Below are 10,627 nucleotides of genomic sequence, written 5' to 3'. Positions count from 1 at the left end.
ATCGAGGCGAAACCGCCCGGCTCGTCCGGGATGACCGGCACGAGAGACACGCCGGCTGGACGCCCGCCCTCCCACCCGGCCATGTGCTCTTCGGCATCCTGGATGGTAGGGAATGTGGTGGCGCATGGTTGATCAGCTGGATCCAGCTTAGACCAGAAGCCCAGCCCCATGCAGTGTCCGATGTAGACGCCTTCTGCGTCGGTGAAGATAACGAATGCCATTATTTGTTCCCTATTACTGCATGGTGAGTGCGAATTCGTCTTCCTCGACGACCGGCTCCGGCGCGCTCTCGTAGCGGAAGTCCTCGGCCGCGCGCGGGACGTTGACCTCGCGGAAGTCCAGGCGCACGGTCGGCACCGGCGTGCCCGATTCCTTGAAGGCGCCGGCCTCGATCTGCGTCACCGTGACGTCCTGGGTGGCGAGGAATTCCTTGAACTGCGCGTGCGCCTTCGTTTTCCCCTCCAGCCACGCGGTCGACATGATGATCGAGAGCGCGCCGCCCGGCCGGATGAACTGGAACATGTGCATCGCGTGCTGGATGTCCTGGTTCTTCGTGAAGGGAGGATTGGCCAAAATCGCATCGAAGGTGCCGATCTCTTCCGGCGTCACCGACAGGAAGTCGCGCTCGATGACGTCATACCCCTGGGCGCGCAGCTTGATGGCGTTCACGTTCCATGCCTCGATCGCGACGACGTCGGCGCCCATGCGCCGGGCTACGTTCGCCAGCGCCCCCTCGCCTGCTGACGGCTCCAACACGCGTTTGCCACGCAGCGTGCCCAGCCTCTTCTCGACTTCCTTGGCCGCCTCGACCGCCTTGGCCTCGGGGGTGGCGAAGAACTGGTACTCCTGCTGGAAGTTGATGGTTTCGCCCGCGATCAGGCGGCGCAGGACGTCGGCGCAGTCGATGCCGGCGTCGAAGACGAACTGCTTGCGGCCGGTCACGTAGCGCCCGCCCGCCTTGCCGATCAGGCTGCTAATGTCGTCGTAGTGCGCCAGCTGCTGGGTCGGCAGCTGCAGCTCGCCGTCCACGACCGTCATGAGCGCCAGCTCCTGGGCGATGGTCAGCACCACCGGTGCTGGCGCTGTGTTCTTGGCCGCCGGAGCGGCGCCGACGCCGGCGCGGATCTCCTCCGCCTGGCCGACCAGGCGCTGCCGAAGGCCTTCCAGCTTCTCGGGCGAGATGGTACCGACGTAGCGGCTGCCGAGGATCGTCGAATACTTCATGTAGAGGCGGCCGTTTGGGATCACCTGCAGGTAGTAGCGCTCGCGGATCGTCGCGGTGTCGTTCCCGTAGATCAGGCCGCTCAAGCCGATGTGGGCGATCAGCTCGTCGGTCACCGGCACGCGCGCGGAGTGGCCAGTGCGCCAGCCGGCTTCGAGCGGCAGGTCGACCCAGATCGTGGACGTCGCGCCATCCAGCGCCCGACCTTGCGCGGATTCTTCCAGGTGCAGCGAATCGACCAGGCGCGGGAGATGCTCGTCGGGCATTCGCTTGCAGCATTCAGGGTCAATGAACGAGATATTGACGTCCCAGCCGCCGCGCAGGAAGACCAGCGAGCGCATCTCGGCGAAGTCGGGGTCGTCGGCCAGGCCGTTGCTTTGGGTGCGCAGCGCGCGCTCGATGTCGGCGCCAGAGACGCCCTGGACGCCGGCCGCGGCGAAATCGTCAGCGGATGCGGTAACGCGAGGCCAGGCGCCATGGTGCCGCTTGAACTCCTGGCACATGCCGAGGATGCTGTCGAGCGTCAGGCGGCGGTCTGGGGTGATGTATGGGGTGGTTGGCATGGCGTCCTCTTGTAGATAGGTCGCCGCCATATTGCCGAGTTGTCTCGGGCGTGGTTGCTCCGGCTTTACCGGGCTATTTCGACAGTCGCGTCAGGGCGTTCCAAACCGCCGAAGTGATCATGATTGCCAAGGCGCTGTCGGTTCCCACCAGCCCGCGCCTTCGTTGGCACCGGCCGTGCTGTCGATCGCGCGCTGGTAGACCAACATGAGTGTTCAAGCGTGAGTCGCATGGCGTCCTTTTTCGGCCCGTTACGCGGTGGCGTCGATGCTGGCCATTTCGGTCGCGATGACCTGCACTGTGCGCGTAGTTCCGGGAACCCTGATCGACAGCTTGCCTTTATTTGGCCCGCGAGTCGCGTGACGGAACACGGCGCCCCTCACTTCCATTATCTCGAAAGGAGGCTTCTCACCAGGCACAGGCGGAAGTTCGGATCGGTCGGCGCCAACTTCTGCAAAGCGGCCTTGCCGTAGCTCTGGTCCGCGAAAACGTCTTCGGTCATTTCCATTCGTATCTCCAGTCGCCGGCACCGTGCCGAGTCTCTCAATGCACCAGGCTCGTCATGCGGGCCGTGGATGCTGCTGTGCGCAGCTTTCGATTGCCATAGTGTTTTCCGACTTACTTTTTTCGCCGTGAAAAGCCGCTTTGACCATTGCATCGCGATCTTTCGCGGCATTTACGTTGGTGTTCACGCAATGTGCAAATGCGTCTGTGCCGAGCTGGTATCCGTAACGAGAGCACGACAACTTCGCGTCGTTCACATAGGCCAGCTCTTGGGCATCCCTGTAGCCCTTGTACGCATCCTGGGCGCTCGCACAGCCAGTTAAAATTAGGAACCACAGTACCGCACTCAGCTTCTTCATAGCTCTTGTCTTGTATCGATGGTGATGCCGGCTACCGGCCAGCTGTCGGGCGCACGCGGCGCTTTTCCGTTCGTTAGATAGCGATCTTCGACTTCATCACGTCGAGGACTGCAAGCGCAAATTTCGAGGCTTCTGATTTCGCATGATCTATCGACGTATACGGCCCCTCAGTGAAGCCGAGATAGCGCAGCTCAAAACCGCCGTTGCCGTCCGTGATCGCCATCATTTCGTGACCGGCGAAGCTGGCAACCTGCATGTTCGCAGAGTCACCACTAGGGCCATCATGCCATTCTTGCTGCGGTCGGTTGAGTTGCATCTGGCCTGTAGTGCTTGTTCGAATATTCATTGGTGTTTTCGTTTGTCCCAGACTTAGGGCTTCGTCCCAAGGTGGAGATAGATCAAAAGAAGCGTGGGAATCACTCCGATGAAGAACACAGGAAGGGTAATAATGGATAGTACCCAAACGAACTTCCTCTGCCTCGCAGTCATGTTTGTGTACCAGTTCTGTAGCATGCTTTCCTCGTCAGTTCGACGTTTTTACCTGTGGCTTATGCCGCTTGCTGGAGCATCGCGCTGTACTTCGCAATAGCTGCGTCCGCCCTATCTTTTTTCCTCGGCCTATTTGGTGCAGAAGGTAGCCCAAGCCTCGTTGAATCGAGGTTGCTTTCCGTCATCGATCAGGATTGTCCCAGTCGAGACAATGTATCGTCGGAAACCAACGTAGGCGCCGAAGCTATTTTTACCGTTCATCTCACCGCATGTAATCGTTGAGTCGGTTTTTGAAGCGCGCTCGTTACGGAACTGGAGCGAATCCGGGTCTTTGCTGATTGCCCGCAGCTTGGCCCGAGCGCTAGGCTGTGCCGCCGTTGCCGAAAAACTTGCAAGAGCCAAAACTACGAGCATGGATCGGACGAACGTCTTCATAAGTTTTCCGCGTTGTTGGGCCAGCACCGTGCCGACCCTCTCAATGCCACAGCCGCGTTGAGCGCGGCGTGGATACTGCTAAGGATTCTCCGTCGGACGGAATTAACTATTATTTCTCGTCGTGCTTGGCAACGTGCTTGTCGACTGCCTCGGCCAACTCCCCGAGACTCATCGGCATTTTTGTATAACCGATCTTCGCCGCAACGTCAGACATCGATACGGGACGTCCCGTCAAGCCGACTTTATCTGCCAAATCTCCCAAGCTCACAGGTCCGTTGTGCTTATCCATTGGTTGTGTCCTTTCTCGGATAGAACTGGCGGCCGGCCAGCGCGGTTTTCCTCTACTGCGTGAGGTCTGGGGCCGCGGACACAAACGTCCACAAACCCTCCTGCTTTTTTTCCTTGGATTATCGCCACTGGCGGGCAAGCGGCTTTACATGCCATGCTTCGCCATCGAGCGAGGATGCAGTCGCCACGAGAACCCGACAGGCACCACGCCTCACCATTTCGCTACCCTCGTAGCGGAAGCCGAGGCGTTTCAGCTCTGCGGTGCAGAATCGACGGCGCAGCGTTGCGTAGATTTTCGGTGTCTGTGGCATTGGCGTTTTCCGTTATAAGGATTGTTCGTGTGTTAGGTCTTTGCCGGCCTGATCTTGACGTCAAAGCCGGCGTCCGCCTGTTCAATCGTAATCTGCGGGAAGCCGCCAAAGCGGAACAGATAACCCGCAAGTCGTGTATTGCGCACAGCGCAAATGCGCCGGCGATTTCGCATGTAGACGCCCGCTCTTTTGAAACATGCTTACTGTCGATCATCATTTTTCCGTTTTTTTATCCGAAGGATTCGAAATCACTAGCGACAGCTGGCAGGTCCCAAAGTATTTCGCCATTGGGGCCAAATTGATCAGAACGGCGAATTAAATCGTAATCGAACCCTACATTATCGTTTGTGCGAGGTTGGATCTTGATCACTATGGATTCGATGATTTCAAACTGCTCGTCAAAGGTTCTGCCCTCCATAGCGATATTCCTCCCCGAGCTGTTTCTAACACTTGGGTAGACGATCGCTGTGCCTGGACGGTATTTCAGATAGTAGTCAGATAACGCCGCAGTGAGCATGTATTTTTCGTCTGTTTTAAAGGCAAAAAGACCAGAAAGGAAACGATCGATGAACAGACAATGCTTATAGTGATTCTGACGTGTTTTCCTTTCCTTCCGCAGTATTTCTTGCGCCGCAGGCGCCATTGCTACTTTGCCTGTGTCTTGGAATTCGCGATAAGCACCGATGACCGGCGTGACCATGCTGCCAAAGAATCGTTGCCTAAATGAAACAAGCTGCACGACATCCCCGGGTTGAGCCCCGATCTCAAGCCAAGCGGTACGCATATTTGATCCTGCGTATAGCACCTTCTGCCCAGGCAAGTTGCATCTTCCTAAGCGAGGGTTTCCTGTTGGAATGTACAACAACTCAGACAAGTTGTCGAAAGCAACGGGGGGCGCGTTCTTCGGAACACTTCCATTGCTACATTTTCTTGCCCGCCACCATGTATTTCTATGATCCTGAAAGGCGCCGTGCAAGAGAAATCCTCGGCTGAAATGCACCATCGATTCTAAGGCTGTTCGAGCATCCGTACTTGCCATGTCCATGGCTAAAATATTTGAGGCAAGCTGCTTCAAACGTCGTAAATCATGCATGAGTGGCATTGGTCTTCACTCGACGGAGTTGTTAGTTTCGGTACCGCAGTCAGTACAGCGGACAATGGAGCGACAGCTCATGTTCTTTTCCGTCGACGCTCACTCAAACCGCTCAGGCCATTTGACGAAGTACAAATAGCGGCCGATGAACCAAATTGCGGCCAAGATCGAAAGCCCGCTCCCACAGAGAAGAAAGGGGCCAACCATAGACGGCACTGGTTCAACCAGAGCCGCGAATTACCCGGCACCGTCGCTATCAATGCCAGCCGCCAGAAAGGACAGGACCAGCAGGAACACGGCCAGAAAGCCGTAACCCGCAACTTTGCGCTCCGATTGCTTTAGCATGGTGATGTACGGATCAATTGAGTATTTGTAGCTCATATCATTTTCTTAGCGTTATGGGTTCTGGCGGTCCGGTGTGCTGATCGTGCTCGGCTTACGCGGGCGAACCGTCTAGCTCCAGTGGTTCTTGGCGCAGCTGCGCTCGGAGACGGTCATCGATGGCTTTCAGCCTTGTTCGCAATTCCTTGTAAATTTCGCGCAGGTGAACACTTCTTTCGCGCTCTGGGCAGGCGGCTGATAAGCAAGTTGCTTTTTCATAGTTTCCTAGAAGGTATTCGACCAGCGAGCGAGGTGCCAAATTGCGAGCACCGCCGCGCCGCCGACCGTCCCGGCCAAAATGCAAATCCACATGAGTTCGAGCGTCTTACGCAAGCCGATTGCCTGGATCACCCGGTCACGATCTGGACACTGCTTGGAAACAGAATACGCGCGGCCTTCGGCACCGTCCATGACACCAACATGCCCGGCATCGATAGCCTTCTGTAGAGTTGGAGGATTCGGAATCCATTTTGTAGAGCGAAGCATGCTTTTTTTCCCCTACCAAACGATCTTCAATGTGTACCACAATCCAAGAGCAAACCCTGGAAGGAGGAAAACGACGGTTTTCGCATATTTGATTCCAGCCTTTTCCAACCAAGATTTGACGATCAGCCACACTGCCATGAGTAGAACCGCATAGACATATCCGGCCACGATTGCGAGCGGTACGTCTACGATGAGCCAGTCAGTTAGGCCGCGGCTGACAATCATTGCCCATAGTGCGCTGAATCCTTTCAGTGGCACGAGCAGCACGTAGTTGTACCAAAAAGCGACAGCCATACTCGGCATTTCGAGTTCGCCCCACCGACTTGCCCACCCGACGACTGCTACAGCGGTACCAAATACCTTGAGCAGGTACTCAAGTATCCACGCTACGACTACGACGACAATAGCTATCAACCCGAGGGCAAACCCTGGATCGCCCGAAGGCGCTGAAGTATGGACTGGTTGAGACGTATAGTTTTGTCGAATCTGGTCCAGTCTGCGCTGCTCATCCTCATTCTCACGAACGCCACGCATCGCGTCCATGTAAGCTTGGCTTCCAGATTGAAGGCCATACGGCGTCTGGCCATTGACCCTACCGTGATTGTAGTTTTCGTCACTCATCAGACGGTGCCGTCCTTTCCTCGGCGAATTAGCCGAACAAGATCGCGGCGCACTCGGCAACGCGAACGAAGCCCGTAACACCATAAATTTCAACGGGCTCATGGTGTTCCGCAGTGATTCCAAACCAGTGTAGACGCCCGTTCCGTTCTACAACGAATGCAAGGCACCGCGCCAATGCGGCTTGGCCTGCGGTTTTGCCACACAGAACGATGCTGCACTCGTCACGTGGGACCGCGGCATGCTTTCGCGTTGAAATCCAGTCGTAAGTCAACTCTCGGTTGAGATACACATGGACCCGCCTGCGCTCGTGCGCAAAGTCGGCTGGCGGTTGGGGAGTCAAGGGTGTCATGTTTAAACTAATTCATCGAACCAAACGCCATCGCCGTTGCCGGCGTGCCAAGGAAGGCCCAAGTCCTGCTGTATCTCGGGCATGCTCTTCCCAATCATGGTTTCCATGGGAACGAACAGAAGAACCGCCGCCATTCCGACCGGCACCTCGAGCGCCGGTGGTAGTCCTAGGCCGGCGCCGCCAACTAAGGCTTTAGAAAGCAGTTCGGATTTGGGATTAGGGATTACTCGGGTTTTCATTTTTTTCCTTTACTTTCGCTTTTTTGGCTGTGAGGAAAGCAGAGCCCCGGCGAGCAGAAATATCCATAGAAACACACCATAGGCGAAGAAGTCTTGCGGACGGTAGCCTAGATCGACCGCCCAATAACCTGCAACAAATAAGGCAGTGCCTGGAAGGCTAAGGATCACTGTTTTCTTAGCCGGTGTGCCCCCCTTTTAAGGAGGGGCGCAATCAGTCCAGTGAACAGCCACAGTATTGAAAAAAGCGTTCCAATCTGCACGTAAAGCATCGTCGGGCAAGGTTGGGACTAGCCGCTTGCATGCGTCGTCGCAACGTTTCGAAAAGCCGTCGTTTGATACAACGGTTCGCAGGTAGTCAGCGAGCCAAACACTCGCATACTCCAGCTGTCCAAAGTAATAGGCGATGTAACCCAGTGCCCGCATCCATTCTTCGGTCCAATCATTCGGATCGGATGAAATGCTGTGAAGGTAATGGATTGGTTGAGTAGTCATCGTTTTCCTAGACAAGGTTGTCCGCCGTGAGGGCTGTTCCGCATCGAGGGCAAACTGGCTTCATCTTGTCAAAGACCTCTTCCCATTTTGCAGAGCGGTTCTCCACGGAGTGCGTGCCCCCGTTCAATGCGACCAAAGTGTAGCTCTCCCAGTTTGCAGAGTATGGCTGGTCGTTCTCACTCATGCGAATCGCGCCTTCGTGGCCGCAGCAGCACCGCACAGGATAGTTCGTTCTCGTAGTCATATTTTTCCTCGGTCTAGCTGAGCTTGTTCCATTCCAGGATCGCGTCGCGCTTCGTGAACATCGGATGACCGAGAACACGATGTCCGCTCGCGAGTTCGCTGTTCTTCGTGCAGGCGACAAACCAACGGCGCGGCTTGGGATTTCTGACCTCGGCCGGCGCCCCACATTGTGGGCAGTTCTGCGGCTCAGCCGTCGCGTTCTTTTCGCTCATCGTTTTCCTAGCTCTCTTTTCGAAGCCGGCGATCTCAAGTGAGTTCTAGTGCTCAGTCAGACGTCGCTTCGCTCGCAATTCTCACGTGCTCAACGTGACCACCGCTCTTTCGGTCGACAATTCTCACGATGTCTGGACAGGCCCCCAAGAAGTCGGAAAATGTGCCGAACCCTAGCGCGCGCTCATCGAAAGATGGCAGCGCCCGGATCAGCAGTGATTTCACGCCCCCAGAGGCGGAGAAGTTCGCTCCGTTTCTCCGCACCAGCTGTCGCACCACGCGGTCGAGTACTTCCTTTGCTTCCTCGATTGTGGGCGCAGATACAACTTCGCTGAAGGGATTCGTTTGGACCTCGCTCGCTGCAGAAAAAGAGGCCGGCGCCGCTGGTATCGCAGGCGTAGCGGCGACAGCAGGTACGGACGATGCGTTTGGTGAAGCTGACCTCGCCTCAGTGTCGTTCTTTGGCAGCAAATTTTGATAGAACTTGAATTCGCTACATGCTAAAGGCCAGAAGCGGTTCGTCGACCCATCGATGCCGATACCTGCCACGAAGCGGCCAGCCTGCTTGATTCGTTGGGCCAGGCTAATGAAGTCACTGTCGGACGAGACGACGATAATATGGCTGAGGTGTGGATGGGTGTAAACGTCGCTTAGAGCGTCGATCGCCAGTCGAATATCGGCGCTGTTTTTCATATTTTGGCCGCGCGGGAACATCTGGATCAAATCCACTCCCCCGGCCATTAACACGTGGCGGTACTGTTCAAACCACTGCCAGTTCCCGTATGCGCGGTTTATGATGATGTCGCCGAAGGAGGCTGCGTAGTCGAGGATCGGAGCCAGATTGATGATCGGAGTCTGGGATGTGCTTCGACTGTTTCTGTAGGCGGCCTCGCCGGATTGCTGGTTCAACAGAGTAGCGTGCAGGTTTTCAAAATCCCAATAGACGGCGACTTTTGGAACTTGGTCTCTTTGGCTCATAGTCAAGCGTAGTAGTTGTAATATTGGTTCACAGCTGTGTTTTCCGGTCTAGTGAGATAGCTGAAGGTATGCGCTGAACCAAATGTCCAGCTGCTTGTACTGCGCGTTGAAATGAGTTTTAAGCTCAAACTGGCGTTCAACATTTTTCGTCCGCTCATCCCCGGCAGGAACCCCTTCAAGCATCGCCTGTAATGTTTGCAATTGAAGTGCAGGCGTGTAAAGCTCCCGCTCAAGGTACTCCTCGACTTCGTGCGAAACAATCCACTTTGCAGCCCTCGTCGCTGCCATGTACGCGAACATGCTGTCGTCTTTCACTTTGCCGCTGGTAACGATCGAACTTATAAATTTCTGTGCTGCCTCGTACACGGCGTACCTTTTCTCAAACAGGTCCAGACGGAGCTTATTACGAGCGGTGCTCCACTGTGATGCTGCGACGTAGACTGCAAAGAGCGCAATCACGGGCGTGAGAAGGGCTTGCACGTATGCCGTCCAGTGAGGTGTCTGCATTTTTCTTTGCGTTTAGTTTTCCGAAAAAGTTAGTTTGATGCCGCCGCGGACTCGCGATGCGCCTTTTCACGGTCGCTCTCGAAGATGGGGTTTGAGGTGCAGTGGAACGGAAAACCGGGTTAAGCCGCTGGCGCCACTTTCAGGTATTGATACAGCGTCTCGCGACTGATGCCGAACTCGCGCGCGAGCGTGGCTTTTTGCTCGCCGGCCACGGCGCGGCGGCGAAGCTCGACAACCTGGTCGTCCATCAGCGCTTTCTTGCGGCCTCGGTAGGCACCGCGCTGCTTGGCCAATGCGATCCCTTCGCGCTGCCGCTCGCCGATCAGTGCCCGCTCGAACTCCGCGAACGCCCCCATGACCGACAGCAGCAAGTTGGCCATTGGCGAGTCTTCGCCGGTGAAGCTCAAGCACTCTTTGACGAATTCGATTCGTATCCCGCGCTTGGTCAACGTCTGCACCAGCCGGCGCAGATCGTCCAGGTTGCGCGCCAGACGGTCCATGCTGTGCACGATTACCGTATCGCCTTCGCGGGCAAACGACATCAAGGCGTCAAGCTGCGGCCGCTGCGTGTCTTTGCCTGAGGCCTTGTCGGTGAACAGCTTGTCCACCTGAACCTGATCGAGCTGACGCTCTGGATTTTGGTCGAAGCTGCTGACCCGGACATAACCGATTCGTTGACCTCGCAAACCAGGCCTCTTTCTCAAGATGTGTCAGGAAAGACTCTATGACCGTTCAAGGCAGATGTCAAGTTATCGCGATACCAACCCTATCCTGACGGCTTCAACGAGGGTCGTCTGACATCAGGTTAGGGTATAGCTCAACCGGACACCCATGAAGGCCACGCTTGCAACACCGAGCC

The 10,627-nt window shown here is 56.2% G+C and carries 16 protein-coding genes; all 16 read right to left on the bottom strand.

What is annotated here, in order from left to right; translation table 11 throughout:
- On the bottom strand, window positions 1-221 hold a 221-nt coding region (locus tag ACFPOU_RS23820), incomplete at its 3' end, for a hypothetical protein (RefSeq protein WP_379727632.1).
- Window positions 222-234: 13 nt separating this feature from the next.
- On the bottom strand, window positions 235-1,785 hold the full coding sequence (locus ACFPOU_RS23815) for a class I SAM-dependent methyltransferase (RefSeq protein WP_379727628.1): 1,551 nt from the start codon (window positions 1,783-1,785) through the stop codon (window positions 235-237).
- 558 nt (window positions 1,786-2,343) lie between these two features.
- A complete protein-coding gene (locus tag ACFPOU_RS23810; RefSeq protein WP_379727625.1) occupies window positions 2,344-2,646 on the bottom strand; it encodes a hypothetical protein in 303 nt (100 codons plus the stop codon).
- Window positions 2,647-2,719: 73 nt separating this feature from the next.
- Window positions 2,720-2,992: a hypothetical protein gene (locus tag ACFPOU_RS23805; protein WP_379727622.1), complete on the bottom strand. Its 273-nt coding sequence runs from the start codon at window positions 2,990-2,992 to the stop codon at window positions 2,720-2,722.
- A 272-nt stretch (window positions 2,993-3,264) separates the two neighbouring features.
- Entirely contained in the window at window positions 3,265-3,570 is a 306-nt protein-coding gene (locus ACFPOU_RS23800) for a hypothetical protein (protein ID WP_379727620.1), read from the bottom strand.
- Between the two features lie 109 nt (window positions 3,571-3,679).
- The gene (locus tag ACFPOU_RS23795; protein ID WP_379727618.1) at window positions 3,680-3,859 is read right to left on the bottom strand and encodes a hypothetical protein; all 180 of its coding nucleotides are present in this window, start codon (window positions 3,857-3,859) and stop codon (window positions 3,680-3,682) included.
- Between the two features lie 539 nt (window positions 3,860-4,398).
- Window positions 4,399-5,271 (bottom strand): RES domain-containing protein, encoded by an 873-nt coding sequence (locus tag ACFPOU_RS23790; RefSeq protein ID WP_379727615.1) that lies wholly within the window; start codon window positions 5,269-5,271, stop codon window positions 4,399-4,401.
- 228 nt (window positions 5,272-5,499) lie between these two features.
- Window positions 5,500-5,643, bottom strand: a complete 144-nt coding sequence (locus tag ACFPOU_RS23785; protein ID WP_379727612.1) for a hypothetical protein — start codon at window positions 5,641-5,643, stop codon at window positions 5,500-5,502.
- Between the two features lie 225 nt (window positions 5,644-5,868).
- Window positions 5,869-6,129 (bottom strand): hypothetical protein, encoded by a 261-nt coding sequence (locus tag ACFPOU_RS23780; protein WP_379727609.1) that lies wholly within the window; start codon window positions 6,127-6,129, stop codon window positions 5,869-5,871.
- A 12-nt stretch (window positions 6,130-6,141) separates the two neighbouring features.
- Window positions 6,142-6,750 (bottom strand): hypothetical protein, encoded by a 609-nt coding sequence (locus ACFPOU_RS23775; protein ID WP_379727606.1) that lies wholly within the window; start codon window positions 6,748-6,750, stop codon window positions 6,142-6,144.
- A 351-nt stretch (window positions 6,751-7,101) separates the two neighbouring features.
- Window positions 7,102-7,338: a hypothetical protein gene (locus ACFPOU_RS23770; protein ID WP_379727603.1), complete on the bottom strand. Its 237-nt coding sequence runs from the start codon at window positions 7,336-7,338 to the stop codon at window positions 7,102-7,104.
- Window positions 7,339-7,533: 195 nt separating this feature from the next.
- A complete protein-coding gene (locus ACFPOU_RS23765; protein ID WP_379727600.1) occupies window positions 7,534-7,830 on the bottom strand; it encodes a hypothetical protein in 297 nt (98 codons plus the stop codon).
- A gap of 257 nt (window positions 7,831-8,087) precedes the next feature.
- Window positions 8,088-8,285, bottom strand: a complete 198-nt coding sequence (locus ACFPOU_RS23760; RefSeq protein ID WP_379727597.1) for a hypothetical protein — start codon at window positions 8,283-8,285, stop codon at window positions 8,088-8,090.
- Window positions 8,286-8,337: 52 nt separating this feature from the next.
- Complete coding sequence (locus ACFPOU_RS23755; RefSeq protein ID WP_379727594.1) at window positions 8,338-9,261, bottom strand: NYN domain-containing protein; 924 nt, start codon at window positions 9,259-9,261, stop codon at window positions 8,338-8,340.
- A 48-nt stretch (window positions 9,262-9,309) separates the two neighbouring features.
- Entirely contained in the window at window positions 9,310-9,741 is a 432-nt protein-coding gene (locus tag ACFPOU_RS23750) for a hypothetical protein (RefSeq protein WP_379727591.1), read from the bottom strand.
- 146 nt (window positions 9,742-9,887) lie between these two features.
- Window positions 9,888-10,454: a recombinase family protein gene (locus ACFPOU_RS23745; protein ID WP_379727588.1), complete on the bottom strand. Its 567-nt coding sequence runs from the start codon at window positions 10,452-10,454 to the stop codon at window positions 9,888-9,890.
- Window positions 10,455-10,627: the final 173 nt, after the last annotated feature.

The sequence above is a fragment of the Massilia jejuensis genome (genome assembly GCF_042656795.1).
Lineage (GTDB): Bacteria > Pseudomonadota > Gammaproteobacteria > Burkholderiales > Burkholderiaceae_D > Telluria > Telluria jejuensis.
The sequence above is the reverse complement of the archived record's forward strand: the minus strand, read 5'-3'. Positions and strand labels throughout refer to the sequence as shown.